The 26,675-nt window shown below is 44.8% G+C and carries 29 protein-coding genes and 1 pseudogene; 12 read left to right on the top strand and 18 right to left on the bottom strand.

Annotated elements, in window-relative coordinates; translation table 11 throughout:
- Positions 1-36: 36 nt before the first annotated feature.
- Genes N39L_RS21210 through N39L_RS21200 form a run of 3 tightly spaced genes read right to left on the bottom strand, consistent with a single transcriptional unit; the run spans position 37 to position 1,276 of the window.
- Positions 37-645, bottom strand: a complete 609-nt coding sequence (locus tag N39L_RS21210) for a MiaE family protein (RefSeq protein ID WP_006619567.1) — start codon at positions 643-645, stop codon at positions 37-39.
- Positions 600-836: a hypothetical protein gene (locus N39L_RS21205; protein WP_148261863.1), complete on the bottom strand. Its 237-nt coding sequence runs from the start codon at positions 834-836 to the stop codon at positions 600-602. Before N39L_RS21205 ends, N39L_RS21210 begins: the two co-directional genes overlap by 46 nt.
- Positions 833-1,276: a hypothetical protein gene (locus N39L_RS21200; RefSeq protein ID WP_006619566.1), complete on the bottom strand. Its 444-nt coding sequence runs from the start codon at positions 1,274-1,276 to the stop codon at positions 833-835. Before N39L_RS21200 ends, N39L_RS21205 begins: the two co-directional genes overlap by 4 nt.
- A gap of 235 nt (positions 1,277-1,511) precedes the next feature.
- Here N39L_RS21200 and N39L_RS21195 point away from each other — a divergent pair, with 235 nt between their 5' ends.
- From N39L_RS21195 to obgE, 3 genes are all read left to right on the top strand, one after another.
- Positions 1,512-2,921 carry a helix-turn-helix domain-containing protein gene (locus tag N39L_RS21195; RefSeq protein ID WP_050856786.1) on the top strand — a complete coding sequence of 470 codons (1,410 nt, stop codon included), beginning with the start codon at positions 1,512-1,514 and terminating at the stop codon, positions 2,919-2,921.
- Between the two features lie 142 nt (positions 2,922-3,063).
- Complete coding sequence (gene psb32 / locus N39L_RS21190; RefSeq protein WP_014276297.1) at positions 3,064-3,771, top strand: photosystem II repair protein Psb32; 708 nt, start codon at positions 3,064-3,066, stop codon at positions 3,769-3,771.
- 20 nt (positions 3,772-3,791) lie between these two features.
- Positions 3,792-4,802, top strand: a complete 1,011-nt coding sequence (gene obgE, locus N39L_RS21185; protein WP_006619564.1) for a GTPase ObgE — start codon at positions 3,792-3,794, stop codon at positions 4,800-4,802.
- Here the strand turns inward: obgE and mgtE are convergent.
- Positions 4,785-6,164 carry a magnesium transporter gene (gene mgtE / locus N39L_RS21180; RefSeq protein WP_006619563.1) on the bottom strand — a complete coding sequence of 460 codons (1,380 nt, stop codon included), beginning with the start codon at positions 6,162-6,164 and terminating at the stop codon, positions 4,785-4,787. The genes obgE and mgtE overlap by 18 nt on opposite strands.
- A gap of 159 nt (positions 6,165-6,323) precedes the next feature.
- On the opposite strand from mgtE, the gene N39L_RS21175 reads away from it, so the two are divergent.
- Positions 6,324-6,923 carry a gamma-glutamylcyclotransferase gene (locus tag N39L_RS21175; RefSeq protein ID WP_006619562.1) on the top strand — a complete coding sequence of 200 codons (600 nt, stop codon included), beginning with the start codon at positions 6,324-6,326 and terminating at the stop codon, positions 6,921-6,923.
- Positions 6,924-6,984: 61 nt separating this feature from the next.
- On the opposite strand, the gene N39L_RS21170 is transcribed toward N39L_RS21175, so the two are convergent.
- From N39L_RS21170 to rpaB, 5 genes are read right to left on the bottom strand one after another with little or no spacing between them, the layout of a single operon-like run.
- Positions 6,985-7,320 (bottom strand): hypothetical protein, encoded by a 336-nt coding sequence (locus N39L_RS21170; protein WP_006619561.1) that lies wholly within the window; start codon positions 7,318-7,320, stop codon positions 6,985-6,987.
- The gene (locus N39L_RS21165; RefSeq protein WP_006619560.1) at positions 7,320-7,691 is read right to left on the bottom strand and encodes a hypothetical protein; all 372 of its coding nucleotides are present in this window, start codon (positions 7,689-7,691) and stop codon (positions 7,320-7,322) included. Before N39L_RS21165 ends, N39L_RS21170 begins: the two co-directional genes overlap by 1 nt.
- Before the next feature lie 50 nt (positions 7,692-7,741).
- A complete protein-coding gene (locus tag N39L_RS21160; RefSeq protein WP_006619559.1) occupies positions 7,742-8,263 on the bottom strand; it encodes a DUF456 domain-containing protein in 522 nt (173 codons plus the stop codon).
- Positions 8,264-8,277: 14 nt separating this feature from the next.
- Positions 8,278-8,949, bottom strand: a complete 672-nt coding sequence (locus tag N39L_RS21155) for a cofactor assembly of complex C subunit B (protein ID WP_014276296.1) — start codon at positions 8,947-8,949, stop codon at positions 8,278-8,280.
- A gap of 34 nt (positions 8,950-8,983) precedes the next feature.
- A complete protein-coding gene (gene rpaB, locus N39L_RS21150) occupies positions 8,984-9,715 on the bottom strand; it encodes a response regulator transcription factor RpaB (RefSeq protein ID WP_006619557.1) in 732 nt (243 codons plus the stop codon).
- Between the two features lie 151 nt (positions 9,716-9,866).
- Between rpaB and radA the strand changes: the two genes are divergently transcribed.
- The 3 genes from radA (at position 9,867) to N39L_RS21135 (ending at position 12,673) form a co-directional block, all read left to right on the top strand.
- Positions 9,867-11,606, top strand: coding sequence for a DNA repair protein RadA (gene radA / locus N39L_RS21145; RefSeq protein ID WP_006619556.1), 1,740 nt, complete (start codon positions 9,867-9,869; stop codon positions 11,604-11,606).
- Positions 11,607-11,668: 62 nt separating this feature from the next.
- Positions 11,669-11,896: a ferredoxin family protein gene (locus tag N39L_RS21140; protein ID WP_006619555.1), complete on the top strand. Its 228-nt coding sequence runs from the start codon at positions 11,669-11,671 to the stop codon at positions 11,894-11,896.
- 87 nt (positions 11,897-11,983) lie between these two features.
- Entirely contained in the window at positions 11,984-12,673 is a 690-nt protein-coding gene (locus tag N39L_RS21135; RefSeq protein ID WP_006619554.1) for an SH3 domain-containing protein, read from the top strand.
- Between the two features lie 15 nt (positions 12,674-12,688).
- Here the strand turns inward: N39L_RS21135 and N39L_RS21130 are convergent, their stop codons facing one another.
- Together N39L_RS21130 and N39L_RS21125 are read right to left on the bottom strand one after the other, a co-directional pair.
- A complete protein-coding gene (locus tag N39L_RS21130; RefSeq protein WP_006619553.1) occupies positions 12,689-13,114 on the bottom strand; it encodes a hypothetical protein in 426 nt (141 codons plus the stop codon).
- Between the two features lie 233 nt (positions 13,115-13,347).
- Complete coding sequence (locus N39L_RS21125; protein WP_006619552.1) at positions 13,348-14,631, bottom strand: valine--pyruvate transaminase; 1,284 nt, start codon at positions 14,629-14,631, stop codon at positions 13,348-13,350.
- 289 nt (positions 14,632-14,920) lie between these two features.
- Here N39L_RS21125 and N39L_RS21120 point away from each other — a divergent pair, with 289 nt between their 5' ends.
- Positions 14,921-15,532, top strand: a complete 612-nt coding sequence (locus N39L_RS21120; protein ID WP_006619551.1) for a LemA family protein — start codon at positions 14,921-14,923, stop codon at positions 15,530-15,532.
- Between the two features lie 2 nt (positions 15,533-15,534).
- A complete protein-coding gene (locus N39L_RS21115) occupies positions 15,535-17,475 on the top strand; it encodes a M48 family metallopeptidase (RefSeq protein WP_006619550.1) in 1,941 nt (646 codons plus the stop codon).
- Between the two features lie 47 nt (positions 17,476-17,522).
- Here N39L_RS21115 and N39L_RS21110 read toward each other — a convergent pair whose 3' ends face one another.
- The 5 genes and pseudogenes from N39L_RS21110 to N39L_RS21090 all read right to left on the bottom strand — a co-directional run bounded on the left by N39L_RS21110 (position 17,523) and on the right by N39L_RS21090 (position 21,299).
- On the bottom strand, positions 17,523-18,038 hold the full coding sequence (locus N39L_RS21110) for a DUF3122 domain-containing protein (protein ID WP_006619549.1): 516 nt from the start codon (positions 18,036-18,038) through the stop codon (positions 17,523-17,525).
- Positions 18,038-18,625, bottom strand: coding sequence for a Tll0287-like domain-containing protein (locus tag N39L_RS21105; RefSeq protein WP_231851976.1), 588 nt, complete (start codon positions 18,623-18,625; stop codon positions 18,038-18,040). Before N39L_RS21105 ends, N39L_RS21110 begins: the two co-directional genes overlap by 1 nt.
- A gap of 177 nt (positions 18,626-18,802) precedes the next feature.
- Positions 18,803-19,657, bottom strand: a complete 855-nt coding sequence (locus tag N39L_RS21100) for a PP2C family protein-serine/threonine phosphatase (protein WP_006619547.1) — start codon at positions 19,655-19,657, stop codon at positions 18,803-18,805.
- 3 nt (positions 19,658-19,660) lie between these two features.
- A pseudogene (locus N39L_RS21095) lies at positions 19,661-19,735 on the bottom strand (hypothetical protein); the annotation flags it as partial.
- Positions 19,719-21,299: an ammonium transporter gene (locus N39L_RS21090; protein WP_014276295.1), complete on the bottom strand. Its 1,581-nt coding sequence runs from the start codon at positions 21,297-21,299 to the stop codon at positions 19,719-19,721. The pseudogene N39L_RS21095 and the gene N39L_RS21090, both read right to left, overlap by 17 nt.
- Positions 21,300-21,377: 78 nt before the next feature.
- Between N39L_RS21090 and lhgO the strand changes: the two genes are divergently transcribed.
- On the top strand, positions 21,378-22,568 hold the full coding sequence (gene lhgO, locus N39L_RS21085; RefSeq protein ID WP_006619545.1) for an L-2-hydroxyglutarate oxidase: 1,191 nt from the start codon (positions 21,378-21,380) through the stop codon (positions 22,566-22,568).
- Here the strand turns inward: lhgO and N39L_RS21080 are convergent.
- Positions 22,563-22,781, bottom strand: a complete 219-nt coding sequence (locus tag N39L_RS21080; RefSeq protein ID WP_014276294.1) for a hypothetical protein — start codon at positions 22,779-22,781, stop codon at positions 22,563-22,565. The genes lhgO and N39L_RS21080 overlap by 6 nt on opposite strands.
- A 60-nt stretch (positions 22,782-22,841) precedes the next feature.
- Positions 22,842-23,039 (bottom strand): hypothetical protein, encoded by a 198-nt coding sequence (locus tag N39L_RS21075; protein ID WP_161783020.1) that lies wholly within the window; start codon positions 23,037-23,039, stop codon positions 22,842-22,844.
- Positions 23,040-23,584: 545 nt separating this feature from the next.
- On the opposite strand from N39L_RS21075, the gene N39L_RS21070 reads away from it, so the two are divergent.
- Positions 23,585-24,730, top strand: coding sequence for a pentapeptide repeat-containing protein (locus tag N39L_RS21070; protein ID WP_043468477.1), 1,146 nt, complete (start codon positions 23,585-23,587; stop codon positions 24,728-24,730).
- 289 nt (positions 24,731-25,019) lie between these two features.
- On the top strand, positions 25,020-26,633 hold the full coding sequence (locus tag N39L_RS21065) for a polyprenyl synthetase family protein (RefSeq protein ID WP_014276291.1): 1,614 nt from the start codon (positions 25,020-25,022) through the stop codon (positions 26,631-26,633).
- Positions 26,634-26,675 lie beyond the last annotated feature (42 nt).

Below are 26,675 nucleotides of genomic sequence, written 5' to 3'. Positions count from 1 at the left end.
TATAATCAGTTAAGAAATCGGAGTTTTTGGCAGAGACTAACTATGAATCCGGGGTTCCGGGTGCAGTGTGGAAAGGAGTTGACTTTCAATAGTAGCCAATTCCTCTAGTCTTTGGCTAACGGTTTCCTGTTCAAAATAAGTAGTTGCTAACACCCAATAAATACCATAGTGACGGGCTTCGGAAGCCATCAAACTGCGATAAAACTTAGCCAATTCCAACTCAGGACAATATTGGGATAATAAGCCTAAACGTTCATGGCTGCGGGCTTCTATCAATCCAGAAACCAATAATAAATCAAGCATTCTGTGTGGTTCTTCTCGGCGGACATGGCGATTCAAACCTGCGCCATAGGGGGGAGAGGGAAGCGATCGCATGGGAATGTGTCGTTTTTCCAGCCACTGATTGACCTGTTCAAAATGCTGTAATTCTTCTTGAGCGATCGCTGTTAACATTCGCACCAATTGGGTACTAGAGGGATAACGAAACATCAAATTCAAGGCTACTCCCGCCGCCTTACGTTCACAGTGGGAGTGGTCAAGTAGGATAATATCCAAATTAGCGATCGCCTGTTGAACCCAAGCCATTGAGGTAGGTTCTTTCAAGTATTTAATAGTTGCTCGTGAACCAGAAACCACAGATCCCATATCAATACCACGGAAAAGCCACCCCAATCATAGCAGAAGTAGGGTGCGTCAGAAGCGGTCAACCTGGCTGATAACCCGATGATTGATACTGACGCACCATAGGGAGTATCAGAAGCGGTCAACCTGGCTGATAACCCGATGATTGATACTGACGCACCATAGTACAGTAGTAGGGTGAGGTTGGTATTCATATACCTCTTAAACCTTGCTCTGCTGCCTGTTCTAAATTCTCACATTTTTGCACTAAAGTTTTAACAATACTGAGAAAATAGTTGATGTCTATTAGACTCATTTCAGCATTATGCATAATTGAAAAAACTTGACGATTGCTTAATTCTTCAATGCACCAAAATCCAATCTTATATTTGCTATTTTCTTTAAGCATATACGAAGAAAGCTGATGAGGAATTGCATCAAAGCTAGAAAACTTCAAGCCAGTGGGGCAAGAAAACTCTAAAGTTGTTTCATATCTGATAATAAAAACCGTTTGAGTTGTTCCTGAATCCATACCAAATCTCAGGACAGCTTTGTTGGAATTAAGTTCTGCAATACCCCAACCAATTCGGTTACAATATCCTCTAATTGTTGACTGAAAATTGTTTACTGAAAAAAGATCTTTATCAATAGCCATAGATCCATCTCCTGAATTGCCATTTTTTGATTCAGTAAAACCTTTTGCTGCTAAGGCTGTGACTGGTTGAGCCTGTCTCGTCTCAGTAGTGTACTGCTATCATTCTTTCCCCAGTCTATATCCGATCGCCTGACCCCTGCAACCTGAAAAAAACAGATTTTCTGGTCAATTTTGTGACAAAATGTTAGGGGAATGCCAGAAAAAACTTGATTTTCTGATTCAGAACTAAGTTATAATGGCTGAAACCCTTACCAAGCAGCAGTTGATGGATATAACAGAATTGTTACAATTTGCGGATCGGTTGGTAGCACAACAGACGGGAGAACACCTAGACGACCTACAAAAGTCGATCATTCAAGGACTGTTGACAGGGAAGACGTACAAGGATATCGTGGAAGATATCGGGAATGGCTACAATGAAAACTATATCGGAGATGTTAGCCGGAAATTATTTAAAATTTTATCTCAACAGCTTAATGAGGATATTAAAAAATCCAATTTTTGTTGGACTCTGGAAAGGGCAATAAATTCGCAAATATTTAGCTTTAATAACAATAATGTGACCTGGTGTCCTTATTATCCGAATGGCAATTCTGAACAGGAAGAACAAGCGATCGCTACTCCCCAACTACCGCCGCCCCAAAAAATATGCCATGATTTAACCATGGCACCTAAAATCTGGAAATTTTGCGATCGCAATGACGAAATAGATACCCTATCCCGTTGGTTAATTGATGAAAGTATACCCTTAATCTCAGTGGTGGGAATAGCGGGAATTGGCAAAAGCACCCTAGTCAAAAAATTAGTCGATCGCCATAAAGATAGTTTTGAGGTGGTGAGTTGGAAAAATCTAAAACTATCACCACATTTAACCACTATTGGCAATGATATTTTAACCAAATTCAATAAGGAATCCAGCCCCAAAGATTATCAAATCCATGACCTGATTAATCTGTTAATGCAACAAAAATGTTTGCTGATATTCGATGATTTACAAGAACTATTTATCAGCGGCAAGTTGGCGGGACAATACCAAACCCAATATAAAAACTATAGCCAATTTTTGAGAACGATCACACAAATTGAACATAAAAGCAGCATTATTGTAATCAGCCAAGAACAATCCCAAGAAATGTTATTATCCCTCAATAATGACCTATATCCTATCAAATCCTTAACTTTATCCGGCTTAAATAGTGTAGACATTTTAGAGAGTCTGCAATTATCAGACCGAGAAAGCTGGTCAAATTTAATCGAAATATACGAAGGAAATCCAGTCTATTTGGAAGATATTTGCTATTTAATTAGGAATATGTTTTGCGGTAAAGTCTCGGAGTTTTTGGCAGAAGAAACCCCGGTAATCACGGAATTAATGAGTAGTCAATTAGGAGAAGTTTTCGAGCGATTATCTTCCAGGGAAAAAGCGATCGCCTTAGAGTTAAGCCAAGTTGACCGTCCCCTGTCGCGATCGCAGTTAAACGAAAAATTATCCCTATCCTCCACCGAGATCATCAAAGGTTTACAATCTTTGCAGAGACGATGCTTGCTAAAAACTATCGAAAATGGTACAATGGCCTTCGCTTTATGTCCTGTCTTTAAACAATATATACGGAAGGGTTCACTGACGGCTCGATCTGAAATCTGAGAGTTGGAGGGTGGTTTCGGGGTGATCATGTGGTGACGATGAGGGGTTATAGGTAAGATTAACTAATGTGAAAGTATAGCGATCGCTAATGCAAAATTTGCGATAAAGTGGGGTCTAATGATACAGAAATTACTATGGCAGCATGAATCAACAGCTTAACGTGATGTCAAAATGGTGGCATTTGTTGGCGGGAATGATAGCAATAGTCATGGTCTTGCTATTGTCCACTGCGCCAGCTATGGCTACAGGAGTTTATCAAATGCCAGACTTGAAAACTGGCGATCGCACTTGGATTATTGATGATGAGGACATTCTCAGTCGCGCTACGGAAGGCAGAATTAACCAAAGCCTGGAGAAACTAGCGGACCAGACAGGGTATGAGGTGCGGTTAGTGACGATCCGCCGCCTGGACTACGGAGAAACAGCCCAAAGTTTTACTGATCAGTTGTTTGAGAAATGGTTTCCCACCGCAGAAGAGGCGGCTAATCAAACTCTGTTGATGGTGGATACCCAAACCAATAATAGCGCTATCCATACGGGAGACAATGTAAAACCGTTGCTAAGTGGTGCGATCGCTGATAGTGTAGCCAACGAAACCCTACAGATTCCCCTGCGAGAAGGTGAGAAGTATAATGAAGCCTTCCTGGCGGCGACAGATCGTATAGTCAAAGTCCTTTCAGGACAAGGAGATCCGGGCGCGCCTAAACTCCAGGAAAATCTGCAAGTGGCCAGTACATTTAAATCCGCTGAAGAAACGGACGACAAAAGTGCGACGATCTTAGTTGTGGTAGTCCTAGTAATTGCCACAGTCGCACCTATGGCGACTTATTATTACCTTCAACGGCCTTAAAAATGGGCTGATTTAAATCGATGCAGTTTATTGATCGCACTGAAATTGAAGTAGAGGCGGGAAAAGGGGGAGATGGCATAGTTGCCTTTCGCCGGGAAAAATACGTTCCGGCTGGGGGTCCGGCGGGAGGCAATGGGGGCCGAGGGGGTTCTGTGATCCTCAAAGCTGTGGAAGACCTGCAAACTCTCCTGGACTTCCAGTATAACCGTCGCTTTAAGGCTGATGATGGCAAACGAGGAGGACCGAAAAATCAAACGGGGGCATCGGGAAGCGATCGCATTATCGAAGTCCCCTGTGGTACCGTGGTCTATGATGCGAATACCTCAGAGGTGATGGTGGATTTAGTCACCCCTAATCAGCAATTTTGCGTGGCGGCTGGGGGTAAAGGCGGTTTGGGAAATACTCATTTTCTCAGTAACCAAAACCGCGCCCCTGATTATGCTTTACCGGGACTACCAGGAGAAAGTCGGCGACTACGACTAGAGTTAAAGTTGTTGGCAGAAGTGGGGATTATTGGTTTACCGAATGCGGGAAAATCAACTCTGATTTCGGCACTATCTTCAGCTCGTCCCAAGGTGGCGGATTATCCTTTTACTACGTTAATTCCTAACCTGGGAGTAGTGCGTAAACCAACGGGAGATGGGACGGTATTTGCGGATATTCCGGGATTGATTGAAGGGGCACACCGAGGCACTGGACTGGGCCATGAGTTTCTGCGCCATATCGAAAGAACCCGCATTGTCCTACACATGATTGATATTACCGATACTGACCCGATCGCTAATTATCAAATTATTCAACAGGAGTTAAATGCCTATGGGCGGGGTTTGGAAAGGCGGCGGCAAATTCTGGCTATTAATAAAATTGATGCGGCGGGCGACTCGGAGGAAAGAACTAAGGCGATCGCATCTCAACTTGAGGCGATCGCCGGGGTTAAAGTCTTCCTAATTTCGGCTGTAGCCCGCATTGGTTTGGATGCACTTTTACAGGAAGTTTGGCGATTTTTGGATGACCTAAAGACCGAGGAGTAATTTGGCGGTACTTAAATAAATCCAGATCCCCAAAATATCGACAATGGTAGTAATAAAAGGAGAGGACATCAAGGCGGGATCTAACCCAAAGGAATGAAACAGAAAGGGTAATCCCGCCCCGGCGGTGGCGGCAATAATAGTAATACACAGTAAACTAATCCCCACGGTTAAACCGATTTCAACTTGTCCTAAAAAGACAAACACCATCCCAATTACTACTACCCCTAATAAAATGCCCAAAAGTCCGCCAGTCATGGACTCGCGCATAATCACCCAAAGGGGTTTTTTATATTTCAATTCTTCGGTACTTAACCCGCGAATGACGACGGTTGAAGACTGGGCACCGACATTACCGCCAGCATCAATTAACAGAGGGGTAAAAAAGGCTAAGGCGACGACTTCATCAAGGACGGCTTCAAAATTGCTCATCACAAAAATAGTTAGGGTGTTGGTGATTAACAAAATAAATAGCCAGGGGATACGTTTACGGGTAATGGTGGCTAAATTGGATTGAAAATAGCTTTCCCCCTCGGACCTGACGGCACCCATAATATAAATATCTTCGGTGGCTTCCTTTTGCAAAATATCGATCGCATCATCTACGGTTACGACTCCGACTAAGGTATGATCGCGATCGACCACAGGTAAAGCAACTAAATCATAACGTTGAATGGAACGGGCGACTTCTTCCTGGTCTGTATCTGTTTGGGCAAAAACCACATCGGGATTAATGATATCACCTAGGAATTGCTCAAGGTCAGCTAATAATAAATCCCGCAGAGAAGCGACTCCCATTAACCGCCGTTGTTCATCAACTACATAGACATAATAACTCACTTCACGATCGCGTGCTAATTGTCTAATGCGATCGGATGCCTCTTTAATGGTTAAATTGTACCTCAAAGCGATATATTCAGGGGTCATGAGACGGCCGGCTGTTCCCGCCTGATAACCTAATAACTGAGAGGTGGCTTGACGTTCTTCGGGTGAAAGTTGGGCGAGAACCCGCCGCACTAACCGAGGGGGTAATTCATCAAATAAACCCGCGCGATCGTCGGGAGCCATACTATTGACAATCTCTAATAATTCGGAATCTCTAAACTCCTCAATTAAAGACTGTTGAATATCTGTAGAAAGGTGTTCATAAACTTCTACGGCTTCTGCTTTAGAAAGTAAACGAAAAGCAGTCAATTGCATGGCTTTGGGCAACCCATCTATGGCTTCAGCAATATCGACAGGCTGCACTGGCAATAATAGAGTTTTAGCACCTTCCCAGTTGCGATCTTCTAATAACAGTCGCAATTGTTCCCTGACAATTGCCCGCAATTCACTCCGGGAACTCTTTTCCTCAATCTCCTGCATAGTTTTAGCTCCTGGGACTAATTAACTACAGTATCAAGGATATAGCAAAATCACTATGATCTAGTATATTGAGCCTGAAAAATAGTTATTTGTGATACATGAACTTGAGTGCATTTTGCTAAAATATGGGGGTGTCACCTAGGACAGGAGGAAGTAACATTGAACTCTGACACAGATACGATTCAATCTATAGATCCCATTCAGTGGGACGAAAAATTCATCTCAACTTCTCATGCTGAACCGAGTTTTTATTATTTCGCCTACGGTTCTTGTATGTGTCCGGTGGATTTGCAGCGGACTCTAGGTGAACCTACTCATTCCTATGTGATCGGACCTGCTACTCTACAGGGTTATCGGTTGGGGTTTTATCGGCATTCCCGGCGGCGCAATTGTGGGGCTTTGGATATAGTTAAAGATGCTAATTCTTCTGTGGAAGGGGTGTTATATCGACTTCCTTGGCGTTTAAGCGATCGCCTTGATGAACGGGAAGAAGTAAGAATTGACCCGGATAAACAGGTTCATATTGGCGGATATCGCCCAGAAATGATTGAGGTACATTCTCTGGGTAAGGATTATCAAAATGTGCGGACTTATATGGTAATTAATAAACTCGCCCAAGAATTAGCCCCGAATGATTGGTATTTTAATGTGGTTTTACGGGGTGCTGTTACCTGTGGTTTAACTCAGGAATATTGTTGGCAACTCTTTAACCATATGTATCATCTGCAACGCCAACAAGTTAGTTATCCGAATTCCTAATTAATTATCAATGGGTTACTGTAGAGACCAGCCTAGCCTGGTCTCGGCTGATGATTAGACCTCAGAAATCATTGACTTCTGCAATAATATCCAAGCTGGTTTTTGCCTGATTATTGGTATGCTTATAAAGTTCCCGTAAATAGATATTACCATTTTGATATTCAATGTAAAACATCCATTTTGATGTCGGGTCAATATCTACGGTGTAAATCTTAGCGTGAGTCCCCTTTAATCGCTTGAGGCGACTCATAGGAAAGTATTGATTTTGATAGGATTGGGGATTTTGTAACTCCGCGATCGCCGCCAAAAATTTCAGTTGCTGAGGTTCGGAAAAAACTGCCATAGCTTGGCGAATAATACCGCGCTCGTCAATTAATGGGGGAAATGGTGATAACATCAATAACTATCCTTATGGTCAATTATTTTTTCATAGATGGAGTTGCCGACCTGTCGATAAGCTGTAGCAGCATGACGGCTTTCTATGGCTTTAAATAGGGTGATTGACAGGCGATTAAATAGGGGGTCTTCGTCAATGGTGAGAATTACGCGCAGGTAGTAGTTAACAATAAATGAGTATAGGGAAGAACGGTAGTTATCTTTGAGATGAAATTGACAAAACTGATGAAGTCGTCTACTCCGCAGACTAGAGTTAGTTAATAATAAGGGAAGCCAATGTTCAAGTTCCTTGAGGATAATTAATTGTTCTTCCTGGGTAAATTTAGCTAAGTCCTGATTAAACTCATCAGTGGACTCAAACACAAGGTCCATAGATATTCACCCCTGAATCTATAAAGCGATCGCTAACTACGTCTTCTTTTTCAATAGGGCCAGGTGCTGGTCAGGAAAACTATTACGGAGGCGAAAGCTAAAACCCCTTGAAGTAAATTACCGAGGACGGTCCCGACAAAAATCCCGATCGCCGCCTTAACTGCGGAGCGCACCCGCAGACCTAAGACTAAATCCCGACGATAGAGAAATTCTCCAACAAAAGCGCCGACCAAAGGACCGATTAACAGTCCTAATAAGGGTCCGCCAAAAGGCAAAGCTGGTAAGAGACCAAAGAACCCCAATAATAAGCCAATGATTGCGCCAATTTGTCCCCATTTACTAGCGCCAGCTTTTTTAGCACCCAGATAAGCACTGAGGAATTCAACACCGACACTTAAAAGCAGGACAGCGATCGCCACACCAATAGGCCAGCCCATACCGGAAAAACCAGCAAAGATAGCCCAAATCAAAATAGCGGTAACAATCAGACCCGACCCAGGCAGCCCCGGAACGACGGCTCCGATGACCCCCAGGAGCATTACCAGCACCAATACCCAGTATAAAAATAACATTGTCTACCCCATTTCTAAGTTGTAATTTTGGTGTCATCGGACCCACCAAAGCGATCCAAAGTATCAGCCAATTTATCCGCAATTCCCTCAATCCAAACTTCATCTTGTTTGGTATAGCTGCGGGGAGTATTCGCCCCCAAAATCAAGACACCGCGATCGCCCATAGGTTGGCAGATGACACCCTGAGTGTTAGGAGGTAAATAGTCAAACTCGACCCTTCCGGGATACAAGGCCAAATTGACCAAGTAAACCGGTTTGTGGGTATCGAGAACCCGTTTAACAATAGGTCCGGGTTGCACCTGAGAATTAACCCCCAAAACGCCGCGTCGGAGTAACACCTGAGCATCCCAAACCACCAAAAGCGATCGGGTGACAGTATTAGTTAACAGCATCAGAGAGGCCCAAGCCAGTTCAGTTTTGACCGGATCGGGCAAATCCGGCTTGAGTTCAAAACCTTGGCGACCCTCCAACTCCACAGCCTCCGGTGGGATAGGTTGAATTTGCTGCCACAGTAAGCCGGTCAAAATCAACAAAGCGCTTAATATGACTCCCAAGGCATCCGAGCGGGCTTGAGAGTCCAAAATCTGGGGGGTTTCTAAACGATTGACGAGCAATAGCACCCCCCCTAAACCCCCCACCACCAGGGGCAAAAGTCGCAGAACTCGGTTAGAATTTATTTGAGCCATTTATGAGAAGCTCTAAAGGACAACTGAGATCCGATCAACCCACTTCTGAAGGATCAATAATGCGCTGGAATAAATAGCCAGTACCGCGAGCGGTCAAAATCAGTTCTGGGTTGCTAGGATCATCTTCTAACTTAGCTCTGAGCCGGGAAATATGCACATCGACGACGCGAGTATCAACATGGCGTTCGGGAGTATATCCCCAAACTTCCTGGAGAATTTCGGATCGGGAAAAGGGTTCTCCTGACCGACTGACCAAGAGTTCCAATAGGCTAAACTCCATCCCGGTTAAGCGGATGCGTTCATCACCTTTGTAAACCTGTCGCTTGTTGGTGTCAATCCTAATACTGGCAATTTGGATAACTCCAGAACTGGGAATTCCAGAAGCGCCATTTTTATCAATGCGGCGCAGGACGGAACGGATACGGGCCTCTAGTTCCTTGGGTGAAAAGGGTTTGACGACATAATCATCAGCGCCTAATTCTAACCCGGTGATGCGATCGGCGACATCCCCCAAGGCGGTGAGCATAATAATGGGGATGTCAGACTCCTTCCTTAATTCCTGACAAACTCCGTAGCCATCTAGTTTAGGCATCATCACATCCAAAACCACGAGGTCAGGTTCTGTCAGGCGGAAGGTTTCTAAAGCCTCCTCCCCGTCGGCGGCAGTTACTACATCGTAACCGATCATGGAAAGGCGAGTTTCCAAAATCCGGCGGATACTGGCCTCGTCATCGACAACTAAAATTCTTTCCTTATGGTTTTCCAATTGACCTCAATACTCCCTCTATAAGACTAGACTTGGTTTCATATAGTTTAACTGTAGGTGCGATCGCCTCTATTGTGCGGGTCGGATATAGCGCGTGTTGATCCCATTGTTTGCATATACAATAAGCATTGTACAGCCACTATTTTAAACAATGCCCAAGCCTCGAACATTATATGTTTGTCGTGAATGCGGGGCCGAGTTCTCCCAATACTTTGGTCGCTGTTCCAATTGTCAAGCCTGGAATTCTCTTGTAGAACAGGTGGTTGAACCATCGCCTACGCCGTCTCTACAGCGGTTTAGCTGGAGCGAGTTGGGATCTGGCTTAACTGAGGATGGGGAACATAAGCCGAACCTGGGACAACCGAGGTTATCATTTAGGCTGTCCCAGATTTCTGATCAGACTCAATCGCGCATCCCTTCTGGATATGGAGAGTTGGATCGGGTGTTGGGGGGTGGCATTGTTCCGGGGTCGTTGGTGTTGATTGGCGGTGAACCTGGTATTGGTAAGTCTACTTTACTGCTACAGGTGGCTAATAGTTTATCCCATCATGCCATGGTGCTGTATGTGTCGGCGGAAGAATCTGGACAACAGGTAAAATTGCGATCGCAGCGTTTATGGAATGCTCAATCAGTGGCTAATGTGGCTGATGATGATGGTGATGGTGATGATGACTTACAGACTGACAATCATGCACAAGTAAATAACCACCATAGTTCAGATGCTGTGGAAGTTACTAATGTTGACCCGTTTACCCAACAGTTACGAAACCAACGCCTTGACCAGACATCCCTCGCTACAGGAAATGGTAATTTATCTTCGGCTGAGTCGCCACCGGAATTATCCCCAGAGTCGGAAAATGGTCAAAATAGCCAGAATAGCCAGAATAGTGAGGAAGAGCAGGATTTATTTTTGCTCCCAGAGACGGATTTAGAGGTCATCCTGCGGGAGTTGGAATCTCTGAAACCCACCCTGGCGATCATCGATAGTATTCAAACTGTTTATTTTGCTAGTCTAACATCGGCTCCGGGTTCTGTGGCTCAGGTGCGGGAATGTACCTCGGCTTTGATGCAGGTGGCGAAGCGGGAAAATATTACTTTGTTGATTGTGGGTCATGTGACTAAGGATGGCAGCCTGGCGGGTCCGAGGGTTTTGGAACATTTGGTTGATACGGTATTGTATTTTGAGGGCGATCGCTTTGCGTCTCACCGTCTATTGCGATCGATGAAAAATCGATTTGGCGCTACCCATGAAATTGGCGTGTTTGAGATGGTTTCCCACGGCTTACAAGAGGTTTCTAACCCGTCGGAATTGTTTTTGGGAAATCGCGATGATTGCTCGCCGGGAACTGCCACTATTGTCTCTATGGAGGGAACTAGACCTATTGTGGTCGAGATCCAGGCTTTGGTGAGTCCTGCTAGTTATGGGTCGGCGCGACGGACGACTACGGGGGTTGATAGTAGCCGTTTGATGCAGATTTTGGCGGTTCTGGAAAAGCGCGTTGGTATCCCTCTTTCTAAGTTAGATGCGATTGTGGCTTCTGTGGGAGGGTTAAAGGTGGATGAACCGGCGGCGGATTTGGGGGTGGCGATCGCCATTGTCGCTAGTTTCCGCGATCGCCTTGTTGATCCTCGCACCATTTTAATCGGGGAAGTCGGATTAGGCGGACAGGTGCGCCCGGTTTCACAATTAGAGTTAAGATTGCGGGAGGCGGCTAAGTTGGGTTTTAAACGCGCTATTGTACCCAAGGGACAAAAACCAGAGGATTTGGGAATGCAAATTTTGCCCGTGGGTCGGGTGATTGATGCGATTCTTGCTTCTATCCCTACTCAACCGCCAAATGTGTCGGAGGGTTTTGGTGATGATTTTGATGATGATGATATCGGTTTTTGAGTTAGGCTGAGACTAGGTATAAACGGCTAGTTTGTCAGTGCGTTATCAAAGGGGAATTTATTATGGCTCATACTATTGTTACTGATGTCTGCGAAGGGGTCGCTGATTGTGTTGGCGCTTGTCCGGTGGCTTGTATCCATCCCGGTCCTGGTAAGAATACTAAGGGGACTGATTGGTATTGGATTGATTTCGATACTTGTATTGATTGCGGGATTTGTCTACAGGTCTGTCCGGTAGAAGGGGCTATTGTGGCGGAAGAAAGACCAGAGTTGCAACAAACTCCATCATAACTTGCCACGGCGATCGCTTTCTGTGTTTATGATCTTGGCGATCGCCCTGATAATCAACACCAGTCTACACCCAAACAACTCGAAATTATGATACAGCAAGCGATCGTTACTACCAGTGGTGATGTCCTCAATGTCCGCTCTAGTCCCTATGGTCCCGTTATTGATACTGTTGAACCCGGAACTGTTGTCGAAGTGATCGGAACTCCTGTTCCTCAAGGGGGGTTGACTTGGGTTCCTATTGGTGGCGATCGCTGGGTGTCGCGAGAGTTTTTAACTGTTCATAACCCCACAACTGAAACTGATGATCATCTCGCTAATACTATTCCCGGACCGAAAATTGTCGCCACTCAAACACAACAGACCATCGCCGGTGGTCTCAAGGTCTATCACACCGAGTTATTTGATGCTGGGGGATGGTTAGTTAATACAGTCCGCTGTATCTCTGGTCGTATCGGTCAGCAAACACCATCAGACCAGCCTGGCTCTCAAACACCCATTCCTTTTGGGGTTTATACTTTTGATATACCAGGTTCCGTAGAATATGCTGGCGGCGAATTTGGCGGGGTTTGGTCAGCAGTAACTCCCACCTTTGAAACCGATCGCGGTGGGTTTGGGGTTCATTATGATCCTTCCGTTTTTAAGGATAATGAAGAAACCGGAACCGCTGGCTGTTTGGCTACTCCTACTATTGAAGAACGGGATCTGATGACCGATTTTATCCGCACCCATGCTCCCACTCATTTGATTATTCAACCCGAATCAATCGATAATCAATAATCGATAATAGACTAATTACAGACCTGTTAAAGCGTCAGAGTTCGGGTCTGGTAGGGGCTCCTGAAGATTAGCAGACCAGATATCATCTATTTCGGGGTTGAACTTTGGGGATATTTCCGAGACTTTACTGATATCTAACCGATTTTGTTCTTGGAGTTTAACCAGCTCTTCCTGATAGGTAGCAATGAGGCGAGCTAAACTTAGGGCGATCGCATCCCAAGCCTCATCGCTCCTGATTTTATCAGCAATCCCCTGGAATAAACCCTCTTGTTTACTATTTTTTACATACTCTTTCAGACGAGAACCAGATTTTTGTATAGCCGCTTGGTAAACATCACCATTTGACCACCAGATCCCCGGTTGATTGAGTAACCAAGTGAGAATATACTCCCGTGCGTGTTGTTCCCGAACCCAAGTAGCTAGATACTTCAATTCATCCATGTGTCCCTCCGACCCCATATTGGCTCTGAGCGAGATTTGAGATTATCCCTGATTCATTCTACATTAATGCTCATCGGGTGGCGATCGATTCTGAATTACCGTTAAGTTGACTAAGAAGCGATCGCCTTCCCGTCCAGGTGCGAATAAATGCGATCGAGCATTTACGGGGGTTCAGAATTCCAGAGATTTTGAACCCCGATAAACTCTAGTAATTATACAGCCTTAATTAGCACTTAAACTTCTACCATAGCCTGTCTATAAACCATTTCGACCACCTGAGCTAGACGCTTCATCCCTTCCACAATCTCCTCATCAGTAGCAGTTAGACTAATGCGAATACATTGATTTTTGTGAGACCATTCTTGTTGTAATCCTGGGAAAAATGAATTACCAGGAACCACGATAATACCCACCTTTTTCAGCTCCTGATATAGTTCTAAGTCTGTGATTGGTAAATCCTTAAACCACAGCCAGGCAAAAATTGCCCCTTCTCCGCGATGCAAAAACCAGGGTAAATCCGTAGACATCGCATCATTTAAAGTAGCTTCTAAGATATTAAATTTATTGCTGTAGTAGGGACGAATTACCTCAACCGAAATATCAGACAAAGCTCCCGATCCAATCGCTCTAGCTGCTATAGCTTGTCCGTAGCGGGGGGAGTGAATACAGGCGTTAGTTTGGAAGGCTTCCAAAACTTTAATCACATCTTCATTACCAATGGCGACACCTAAACGCTCTCCGGGTAATCCGGCTTTAGACAGGCTGATACAGTGAATAATATTATCAGCAAAAACCGGAGCCATGTCCGTAAAATTCAAAGCCGGGAACGGGGGAGCATAGGCGGAATCTACGAATACTGGCACATCATAAGGGGATGCTAAATCGGCGATTTTTTGCACTTCTTCTGAGGTGAGAATATTGCCGCTGGGATTACAGGGACGGGAAAAAATAACGCAGCCCGTATCCTCATTAATAGAGAGTTGATTAAAATCGGGTCGATATTTAAACCGATGGGAATTTTCGTCTATGTCGAGGGTGGGTTGATAAGCAAAAACCGCCTCGGGAATAAGACTAACGCCGCCGTAACCCGTATAGTCTGGACTGAGGGGAAGGACAATTTTTTTGAGCTGTCCTTGGCTGTTATAACCTCCGAAGGCGTTGGCGGCGTAAAAGTAAATTGATTGACTTCCGGGAGTGACTAGGATATTGCGATCGCTTAAATTTAACCCATAGCGAGAGTTAAAATCTTCCACAATGACATCAATAAAAGGTTGGTATCCTTGGCTCGAACCGTAGCGACAGACTACCTCACCATATTCGGGACTAGATAGGAGTTGCTCGGTACATTCGCGCCAAAGTTGTTCGACTTCTGGTAAGATGACCGGGTTTCCGGCGCTTAAATTAATGAATTTTTGACCTTTACCAGAGCGCAAGGTTTCGATAATATCTTTCATAATGGCTCGCACTCCCGTTAAACGAGACATGCGATCGCCAAAGTTCGTCAAAGCAGGATTCATAGTCAACTTGACCTATAATTAATCTCGAGTAGATTCTAACCACACCTCGAGTACAGTGGCGAAGCCAAGTAGCCAGTTTCTATTTTGTCCGGGGTGGGAGTGCGGGTTAAGTTAAAAAGTGTAACAATTTGTGGTTAGCCAGATTTGATTATGTTATAATGCGCCCCATAGCCGGGTTACTTCTTTTAGGTTGGGAAAACATAATTAAACTAATCCAGCTTGATACACCGAGTATAACCCGCGTCAAATCCGCGAACCATGCAGACACACGCCAAGGAGATCCTAGACTGTGGAGATACTTGCTGGAATTTTCGCCGTTTTGCTTGTCATCGGTATTGTTGTGGTCATCCTGGTGGCTATTGTAGGTGTCCAGGCATATAATAGCCTAGCACGCCTACGCAGACGCTATCAAAATGCCTATGCTCAGATTGATGTTCAACTCAAACGCCGCCATGATTTAATCCCGAATTTGGTCGAAACAGTCAAGGGTTATATGGCTCATGAAAGGGGAACCTTAGAAGCAGTTATTGCCGCTCGCAATGCTGCTGTTACCGCCACGAATCAAGCAGCCTCGAACCCTGGCGACCCCCAAGCTATGCAAGAATTAGGACAGGCGGAAGCCGCTTTAACGGGTACATTAGGAAGGTTATTTGCTCTGTCGGAAGCCTACCCCGATTTAAAGGCTGATAAATCCATGGATCAACTCATGGAAGAGTTGCGCTCTACTGAAAATAAGATTGCTTTTGCGCGACAGGCTTTTAACGATGCCGTAACTGTTTACAATACCAAAAAGGATGTATTTCCGAGTAATTTGGTGGCTAGTAGCTTCAATTTCCAAGAAGCTCAATTACTAGAAGAATCATCCCCAGAGGTGAAAGAAGTTCCTAACGTTTCCTTCTAATTATGAATTTCTTTGAGCATCAAGACCAAGCCAGACAAAACACGGTTTATTTGCTGGGTTTGTTTGTGGTGGCTGTGATTGTGATGATTATCCTATTATATGGGGTGGTGGTATTTGCACAGTTTGATCGGTTAGTATGGCAACCGGAACTGTTGTTCTTAGTCGCCTTGGGAGTTATCGGCACTGTCGGCGCGGGAAGTGTCCAGAAATCTATTCAATTACGGGGGGGAGGTAAGGTAGTCGCTGAGGATTTGGGGGGAACATTAGTCGATCGCATGACCGGGGATGAACTGGAGAAACGACTACTTAATATTGTCGAGGAAATGGCGATCGCCTCTGGAATTTCCGTTCCCGAAGTGTATGTTTTGGGGGAAGAACAGGGAATCAATGCTTTCGCGGCGGGATTTACTCCCAATGACGCAGTAATTGGGGTAACGCGAGGCTGTTTAGAACAACTCGATCGCGATGAGTTACAAGGAGTAATCGCCCATGAATTTAGCCATATTCTCAATGGAGATATGCGCCTAAATCTGCGACTAATCGGAGTAATTCAGGGTTTGATTTTCATTTATCTTATAGGTCGGGTAATGTTAAGGGGTAGTTTTTTAGGGGGAGGTAGTGGCAAATCGTCGTCAAAGGGCAAAGATTCGGGATTGATTATTGGTTTAGGAATGGTAGTTATTGGCGGGGTCGGCTTTTTTTGCGGAAGGTTAATCAAAAGTGCCGTTTCTCGCCAACGGGAGTTTTTAGCGGATGCTTCTGCAGTTCAGTTTACCCGCAACCCTGACGGTATTAGTGGCGCACTACAAAAGATTGCGGGTTATAAATCTGGTTCTAAGGTAAGAAATCCTAGGGCTGAAGAAGCTAGTCACCTGTTTTTTGGGGAGGCGTTTACAGGGATTTTTGAGAGTTTCGGACAAATCTTTGCAACTCATCCCCCTGTGAAAGAAAGGGTTAAGCGTTTGGAAGGTTTCGCCGGTCGCACTTGGTCGGTGGAAGAAACCGGAAATAATCCCTCTATGTCGTCTATAGCTTCCGGTAATGAAATGGTGGCGGGGTTTGCGGGTTCATCGCCTCAACCACAGCCTCAACCGGAGTCGTTGTCAGTTTCACCGGATAGGGTAGTCGCCGGAGTGGGGACTACCAACCCCAAACATCTTGATAATGTGCGGGGGTTTTTGGCGGATATTCCCGAACCTGTACGCATGGCTACCCGTGATGTAAATGGAGCGATCGCCATTATCTATAGTTTATTGTTGCATACAGACCCAGAAGTGCGCGATCGCCAAATGTCTTCCTTGCGAGAGTCCTCCCCGCCGCCAGTGTTGGAAATGATCGAAAACCTCAGTCCCTACCTGGAGAGTTTGAACGCGCGGACTCGTCTACCGTTGATTGATTTAGCCATACCTGCTTTGCGTGGTGGAAGTGTTAGCCAGTGTACCCAACTGCTGAAACAAGCCAGGGTTTTGATTAAGGCTGACAATCATCTGAGTCTGTCCGAGTATGCGATTTTTGTTGTGTTGCGTCAACGGTTGACTAACTACTTTCCGAGTACACAACCGGAATCTAAAGTTAAGTTTACTGACATTAAACAGATTTGGTCTGATTGTGTTACTGTGTTATCAGCTTTGGCTCGCGTCGGCCAAGATTCTCCGGGGGCGGTTGATATAGCTTTTCAAGCCGGACTGTTGCGCCTACCTAAAAATTCCGGGGAAACTTTACCCACCGCGCCCGGTGAATATAGTTTAACTCAAGTCGGTGAAAGCCTCAAACGTCTGGAACTCGCCGCCCCCAAACTTAAACAGGCGGTAGTTGATGCTTGCGCCTATACCGTCTTGGCGGATCACAATGTCACCTTAGACCAAGCCGAGTTACTAAGGGCGATCGTGATTTCTCTTAACTGTCCTATTCCACCGTTTTTAGATGCACCCAGTCAACCATAATCAGGGATAGAGTGGAGACAATTATTTTTCTCCACCCTAAGAAATTATTAACCAGGATTATCGATCGCCTTCCATTCCAGAACTACTGGAGACGGGATAGCGATCGCACATTTTGTTTCAGCGATCGACAAGTAAAGCTCGATTTCATCGGCTGGGGAAATTTTGGGCAAAACATCCGTTAAATTGTATTGTCCAACATTCGGGCCGGGTGCTTTTTCGCCAAACTCATCTACCGCCTCGATAATTGTACCATTACCGACCACAATTTGCAACGGTTCAGGATGATTAAATGTTACCGACCCCGGAAACCCCACCAAGCGCAAATTCACATCCTTGACCTCCCCATTTTTGATCCGCTTAAACAGAACCACCTGCCAAGAATTACCTTGATTATCTCTCAAACTATGGCGAGATTTATAAAGTATCTGTCCGGGGGCCTCCTCCTGTTGTTGAATTAAGGCGATCGCTGGTTGAGGCGGAACCATAACCAACAGCAAAGGCAGAATAATTAGCAACAAAATCGACACCAATTTTCTGACATTTTTTCTGACATTAATTAACATTATTTTGCCTCTAAAGCAGCTTGAATTTCTGGGATAAACACCGCATACATTCCCCGCAAATCCCCTTCCTTAAAATCAAAAGCCAAATCTTGAGGGTATTTATCTTTCACAAACTGAGGGCGGCTATTTTGGGAACCATGACAAGCCAAACAAGTAGCCTCAACATTAATCCGGCGATAGTAACGGAAACCAGAGTTACCATCAATAGTTTCTGGTTCCCAAAATCCCATCAATTCCCGGTTTTGTTCAAATTGTGCTAACGCCATTTTAGCGTGTAAATTATCAGGAGCGTGAGCCGGGTTGCGATATTTATTAGCAATTTGTTTAACCTGCCATCCATTATCTTCGCTGAGTTGTTTTGCTTGCATTCCCACCGGTTTACAAACTTCTTTAAAAGTTTGTCCGGTCGGTTCTGTGGTTTGTCCTTCTAGCGTCGAAGCTAAACCCCTACGCAACCCATCCAGATTTTCGATCGCCTCAACTGCTTTAGCCAATTCTTCGGGAACCACCCCAGCATATACTGGAGTCGTCCTATAGCTACCCAGAAGGAAAACTGCCACCAGTAGCCCTAAAACGAATTTTGACAAAGCCCTTAACATAGATCACCTATTACTTAACCATGTAGTTATAATACCACACAATTTTACTTTCATCCATCTATCTCTCTCCCAAGAAATAGACAGCTTGGCTGGGGGTAGTTGGGGGCTTCTGGTGTCGAAGGTAAGCAGTATATTTGCTTATGGTGATTATTAATAATTTAGAAATTAGCGCTGTTTACACACTAAGATAGTCATATCATCATAAACCTGATGATTACCGATGTATTCCATAACATCATGAATAATAGACTGTCGAATTTCAGCAGCAGTCAGATCACGATTTTTGGCAGCCACGGCACAGAGTCGGTCAACTCCATAGTGAAGCCCATCTGCATTTTCTGCCTCAGTAATACCATCAGTATATAAAATCACCACATCCTCAGCATTTAAATAGGTAGTATAATGGCTAATAAACTCCGAGATATCATCAACCAATCCAATCGGGAAACCCAGATCAATAGTTTGAATTCGTTGGACATTTCCATCACTACGAACTAAAATTGCTTCCTCATGTTGACCGCAGATTCTGATTTCTCCACCTTGATAATCAAGCAATACCAGAGTCATATTTTTATCACAGTTCATTCTTAACACATTTAGGTAAATAGTTCGATTCAGAACATCCAAAAATCTAACTCGATCAGTTTCTCCCGCTTCTAGTAGAGTTCTGACAGCAGTTTGAGCCATTAACATCACCATACCACTTTCTAAACCGTGTCCCGTGACATCTCCCATGCAGATAGTCACCCCGCCGCCAAAGGCGAGAACATCATAATAATCACCTCCTATTTCTGTAGCAGGTTCCATATAACCCGCAATATCCAGGCTTTTAATTTCCTCAAGTTCTGCTTCACTCGGTAACAGCAAACGTTGTAGGCGGCGGGTAATTTCCAACTCCATATTGAGATATTTATTTTCATCATGGAGTTGATGATTAAGCATTTTAATTTCTTGATATGCTGAAGCCAGGGACTCTTGGGCTTGGTGTCGTTCAGTAATATCTCGAAAAGTGCCAATCATAAATGATCGGGCTCCTAATTGAGCCGGGTTTAAGGTAACTTCTACCGGAAAATTAAAACCATCAGCCCGCCATCCGATCGCCCCTTGACAAGGTTTTTTTTAACCATTGATTGATTAAGGAATTATCCCAGATTTTAGAATTAAAACTTTCCGTAATCAATCCACTAATTTTCATGCCAATCAAATCTTGTTTGCTATAACCAAAAACAGCTTCAGCACTAGAATTAGCAGTCAAAACCACCAGAGAAGATGTCGTCAAAGTAAGAATAGCATCAGTAGCAGTCTCAACGATCGCCTCAGTTTTTCGCACCGCTTCTTCCAAGGCATCCATCACATAATTATAGCGGGTGGCAATTTGTCCAACTTCCGTAAATGGTTCCACCGGAACCCGCAAACTCAAATCCTTAGTTTGAGCTTGAAAGTCCATAACCTTAAACAGTTCATAAATTTCCGACTTAGCCCGATGTTCATAAATATTTAGTCCGATATTTTCGCCGTCTTCTGAAACCCGTAAAGGGTAGAATCTATTGATAATTAAAAGCAAAATTAAACTAACTAAAAATCCCCAGATAGCGCCGCTAACTGTTCCCAAAACTTGTACAGCTATTTGACCAAAGCGATTTAAGCCTGTATTTAGCACATCTAAACGGGCAAATAAACCCACTGCCAAAGTTCCCCAAACTCCCGCCCCCACATGAACCGCCACCGCATCTACAGCATCATCAATGCGCCACTTAACTAATTGTGTAGATACCATCATAGTAATAATTGCGCCCAAGGCTCCAATGATTATAGCTGGCAAAGTTCCCACAGCGTTACAGGAGGCAGTAATTGCCACCAGTCCAGCCAGAGAACCATTAATTAAACATTCTATTTCTATGGAACCTGTGCGCCAGCAAGCCATAAATAAACGCACCAACATTCCCGCGACCCCGGCTAAAATAGTATTCACAATAATCACGGGAATTTGATTGCTTAAAACCAAGGCGCTACCACCATTAAACCCCAGCCAACCTATCCAAAGTAGCATCACTCCTAACACCGATAAAGGCAAATTAGAGCCATGAATTTTGCGGGGACTTTTACCTTTAGGAAATCGCCCGGCGCGGGGTCCAATTACTAATAAAGCAGCGAGGGCTACCCATCCCCCGATACTATGCACAACAGTGGAGCCAGCAAAGTCTATAAACCCTAACTGATCTAGCCAACCATTATTGACACCATTATTTAAACCATTCCAAGCCCAATGTCCGAAAATGGGATAGATTAAGCCAGAGGTAAAACCAGCTACAATTAAATAGGCTGTAAATCGCATTCTTTCAGCCACCGCCCCAGAAACAATGGTGGTGGCGGTGCTACAGAACATAGTCTGAAATAGGAAAAAAGCAGCTACACTGGGGATGTTACTAACATCTAAAACAAAGTAACTAGAACCGAAAAGTCCTAATTGGGAGGTGCCAAACATTAGCCCATAGCCGATCGCCCAAAATAGCCAGACGGAAATTCCGAAATCAGCTAGATTTTTGATAGCAACATTAATGCTATTCTTGGAACGGGTTAACCCCGACTCCAAACACATAAACCCGGGCTGCATCAGGAATACTAAACTGGAGCAAATCAGCAGCCAAATCAGATCATTCATGAATTTTAAGATGGTTTGAAAAGGTGCCTGTTTAATATTTATAGCACAACGCAATCAATTCAGGAAATTATCGAAATTATGTACAATTTAGCAATTATTGGTGGTGGCATTGTCGGACTATCTACTGCTTATTCATTAAGTCTAACTCACCCAAAGGCTAAAATTATCATCTTGGAAAAAGAAAAATCTTGGGCTTTTCACCAAACTGGTAATAATAGTGGGGTTATCCATTCTGGTATTTATTATAAACCAGGTAGCCTCAAGGCGACTCTCTGCCGCCAGGGGAATTTATCAATGGTTAACTTTTGTGAACAGCAGGGGATTAAATATGATGTCTGTGGTAAAATAATTGTAGCCACGGATCCGGAAGAATTGCCATTGTTAGATAATCTCTATCAACGAGGCTTAGATAATCAAATTCCTGTCGCTAAAATTATGCCGGAAGAGGTGGCAGAAATTGAGCCTCATGTGCGTTGTTTGGCGGCGATTAAAGTTGAGTCTACGGGGATTGTTAGCTATAGTGAAGTGAGCGCCAAATATGCGGATTTAGTGGCAGAAAAAGGGGGGGATTTACGGTTAAATACTAAGGTGCATAAAATCACGGAAACTTCTCAGGGTTTAGTATTAGCCACTAACCAGGGAGAATTTGTGACGGATTTTGTGATTAATTGTGCTGGTCTTTATAGCGATCGCATCACAGAATTAACCCAGGTAAAACCCCCAGCTAAAATCATCCCATTTCGGGGAGAATACTATGAGTTAATCCCGGAAAAAAGATATTTAGTCAAGGATTTAATTTATCCAGTTCCTAACCCCAATTTCCCATTTTTAGGGGTGCATTTTACGCGGATGATTGATGGTTCGGTACACGCGGGACCTAATGCAGTTTTAAGCCTCAAAAGAGAGGGTTATAAAAAAACTGATGTTGATTTGGGTGAGTTAATGGAAATTTTGACTTATCCAGGACTGTGGAAACTGGCGGCTAAATATTGGAGTGATGGGGTGGAAGAAATTATCAGGTCTTTTAGTAAAGCGGCATTTGTACGGAGTTTACAACGATTAATTCCTGAAATTCAAGCGGAGGATATCATCCCCACCCATGCGGGAGTCCGGGCACAGGCGTTAATGCCTAATGGGGGATTAGTGGATGATTTTCTAATTGTAGAAAGTCCCCGTGCGCTTCATGTTTGTAATGCGCCATCACCGGCGGCGACGGCTTCTTTAGAAATTGGGAAAGCGATCGCTCAAAAAGTCCCGAATTATTCATAAATTGATTTCCTCGCAGTCTTGGGCGATCGCCTCACTCATTAACTGAAGATCGTCGGACGGAATTGAACCAGCAAAAGGTAGTAACTGCCTTCCTGGAGTCCCTCGAACTTCAGCTTTGAGTAATGTCTCAATAAACTCAAGTACCTGCGATTGCTTTTGCGGTGGCATGACTTTGAGTTGTTCAACGACCCGATCGATAATAGAAGTATTCATTTATATTTCTCCGACTACCTTTTTGATTATTATAACAATAAGGGAATTGCTTTTGAAGAGTTAACCGAGAAGCGGGGTTTCTTTCTGTGCAACTCCCACAGGGTTGGAAGATGGCGATCGCCGCCCTGTCAATACCATAGGAATGCCTCCGGTCGCTGAAAAAGTTACCCCTTCTTGAGAAATTAGGAAAGCGATCGCTGAAAAAGTCCCATGGCCACCATAAACGGATCTAGGGAGTGTTGACCCAGGCGAGGACACCATTATATATATTATATATGGCCCATTTAGGCTCTCTAAATAGTGTTCGTTGCCTGTTCATAAATCTTCACAATAAAAATTGTATTTTAGTTGACAAAAAACGGCAAATTTGTTATGTTGGTTGCCAACTTAGGTTAACCGCTGAACTGATTTTCCATTGGGCAGTGACAGCGAAGCAGATCGCCAGTAGTGCGCGTCTAGTTTCTGGCTTGAACGCCATCTGTGGTGGTTTCAAAGAACTTAGTCTAAGTTGCGATCGGGTGCATCATCAAGTATAGAGCTTGAACTGGGCTTGAAAATCAACCCAGGAAGAGGGTTTTAGTCTCAAAAATTAGCCAATGTGATCTATCCAGTATCATGATCGCGCGGTCATGTCATGGCATAGGTCGGTGATTGGTCACACCCCAAAATATGCTCCACCAGACAGTTGGGAGAGGGGGCTAATTTGTGATGACTTTCGATGGCGTTGTTACGTCACCGAGTCTAGTTCAGCAAAGACTGCGATTTCGATATTTTATTGCCTTTCAAAATTAAGGACTTCAATCATGGTGAAAGTGTACTTCAGGACAGTCACTAACAATAACCAAACCTATGGCAAAGGGTACTTTGTCTACGGAAATTCCCAAACTGCGAACGACCAAGAGATAGTCTACCACACCGATTTGAGGGAGTTTTTCTACACCGACCCGGACACGCAAATCGATCTGAGTAAAGGCGCGAGAGGAACACTGCACTTTGTGATTGGTGGGAACCCTGCCAATGCCGTCCCAGCCCGGAGTGTATTTAACATTGAAATGGCCGACCCGGTTGGGAACTTGCAAACCACAGCCAAAGAAGGCTCCCAGTCTTGCCGTCCCGGCCAACTAGGTTTGACCAATAAAGCTGGTATCTGGCTAGAATGGCCTTCGATTGGCGATGCAGCCCCCTCCTGGTGGGAAGAGAAACCAGGTGGCAGTTCAAATGAAGGCGAGAAACCGACCCAGCCCAGTGGGGGTTCAGAGGAGCCACAACCGACCCCGCCGAATGTTGACTGGTCTAGTTTCATACAACCACCACAGGGTGGCTGCGCCCCCACACCCCCAGGCTACACAAAGATAAAGTTTCCGTATGACATGGGCAAGCGAGATTTTCCGAATAGTTACTTGCCGCAAGTAGACTTGAGCAAAATGAATCTGAGTGGTATCGATCTGAGCTTTTCCTACCTGTGTGCAGCCAACTTAGGAGCCACTAACCTGGTCGCGGCTAACTTGAGTTACGCGTATCTCTGTCACGCCTATCTCGGCTATGCCAATCTCAACTATGCCTATCTGGGCTATGCTAATTTGTGTTTTGCCGATTTAAGCTACGCGGTCCTCACCAAAGCGGATCTGAGTTTTGCTAACTTGTGTCAGGCGAAGCTAATTGGAGCCCAATTAAACCAGGCTAGCTTGGCTTACGCGAATTTCTGTTACGCTTATCTGGGCTATGCCAATCTCAGCTATTCCTATCTGGGCTATGCTAACTTCTGTGGTGCTGACCTGACAAATGCCGACCTGCAAGGAACCGACATGACTGGGGCTAACTTCACCAATGCCAACCTGACAAATGCGGACCTGCGGGGAGCCAACATCACTGGGGCTAACTTCAGTAATGCGAACCTCACGGGGGCTAAACTTGATGATGCCCAGAAGCAACTGTTAGGAATTGCCTAATAAAGGTAATCCCAACGACAAATTATTCTACCGTTGATGGTATCAATTTCCCATTGTTGAAATCCATCATCAAACCCGGTTACATTGTCTGATGTGACCGGGTGGGGTGAGCTTTTTGTCATTGATTGATGTAAATAAGTGGCTATCCCTAGGGATAGCCTCTATAAAGATTGTCAATTGGCTTTCTTTGCCTGTCTAGCACTAGGCAATGATGAATAATGCCAAAATGTATCCGATTTTAATGGTGGTTATCTGCCCTTCTAGCTGCCCTTCTAGCTGTACTTGATCAATGTTTGAATTGCTGTTAAATTGGCTCGGTCTTAGCCCTCCATCCAATTTAGTCTTTTGGGGAATCCTGTTGTATTTTACGGTTTGGGGAATCCTGCTCAATTTGATGTTTTTAGGGGTCAAGAGTGACTCGGTATCGGATAAGTTGGAAAAATCTACTTCCTCGATCGCTCAATTGGGGGAAAATGGCTGTGGGAATGGTAAGTCTGTTGTGCCATTTCTTCCGACTGAGGAAACGGACTCGGCTGGTGAATTACAGTCCTGTGTTCCCCAAACGATCGCGGTTTCCAATGCTAATGGCGATGTGGCATCCGCCCCTACGCGCCTTACGGTGCCGCTTGGCGATCGCACTCCCCAAACCGCGACCATTGCAGTCAACGATGTGGCATCCGCAACCCTTGGCGATCGCATTCCCGACGGTAAAAATAACCGGGGTTCGATTCTGCCGGAAGATGCGAACCTGGAAGCGGACTTAAATATCGTGTCGGAGGCGATCCTCCCGACATCGGAACCGACGCAGTTTGATAAAACCATTATTAACCAAGCACTAGAAGACTCCCGAATCGCGATCGGGGCCAAAATTCAGGAATTTATTGGTAGGCGGCGGGAAATTATCGGTTCCTACGAACCCTTATATGATTTGTTGCTCGATTACCCGTTTCGGGGAGGTAAAATGCTGCGCCCCACCATGTGTATTAGTGCGGCGCGGGCGATGGGTGGCATGGGACAGGTGGCGCTATCGACGGCGGCGGCTTTGGAACTGTATCACAATGCGTTTCTGATTCACGATGATATTGAGGACGGGTCAGAGTCGCGCCGGGGAAAAGGGACGTTACACCACAATATTGGCATTCCCCGGGCGATTAATGTCGGGGATGCAACCAATGTACTGGCTGTTGGTTTGTTGCTGGAAAATTTATCGGCGATCGGGGTAACCAAAACTCTGAATGTACTCCACGAAATTGAGTTTATGGCGCGTCAATCGGTGGAAGGACAGGCGATGGAATTGGATTGGGTGGCAGAAAATACCCAAAATTTAAGCGATCGCGATTATTTTAAAATGTGCGTCAAAAAAACCTGCTGGTATTCTTTTATGACCCCCTGTCGCATCGGTTTGATTGTGGGGAATTCCTCGGCTAACCCTCAAGATTTGGTGGAACCTTTGGCGGGAGTTACTCGGTTTGGCATGATTTTAGGCATTGCTTTTCAGATCCAAGATGATTTATTAAACTTGGTGGGAGATATGAAGGCTTATGGGAAGGAAATTGGCGGAGATATTTATGAGGGAAAACGAACTTTGATGCTCAATCATGCGATCGCCCATAGTAGTCCAGTCGAATCCCGCCGAATGTTGGAAATTCTCGCCACCCCCCGACCGGAAAAGACCCCGGAACAGGTAGAATTTGTCATGGAGAAAATGCGCCAGTATGGTAGCATCGAACATGGTTGGGCTGTGGCTAGATCTTTGGCTCAAAAAGCTGCCCAGATTTTGGACAGTCTGGATTTTATGGAACCGAAAACTCCGCTCAGACCAGGGGAAAAATGGCAGACCCCGGTTCACGATCGCCGCTTTCTGAAAGAATTAATTAACTATGTGATTTATCGAAATTTATAGCATTTTTGGGGGTTATGATACGATTCATAGCCCCTTGCTCAT

This window comes from Limnospira platensis NIES-39 (assembly GCF_026000695.1).
Lineage (GTDB): Bacteria > Cyanobacteriota > Cyanobacteriia > Cyanobacteriales > Microcoleaceae > Limnospira > Limnospira platensis.
This window is presented reverse-complemented; position numbering and strand designations above follow the sequence as displayed.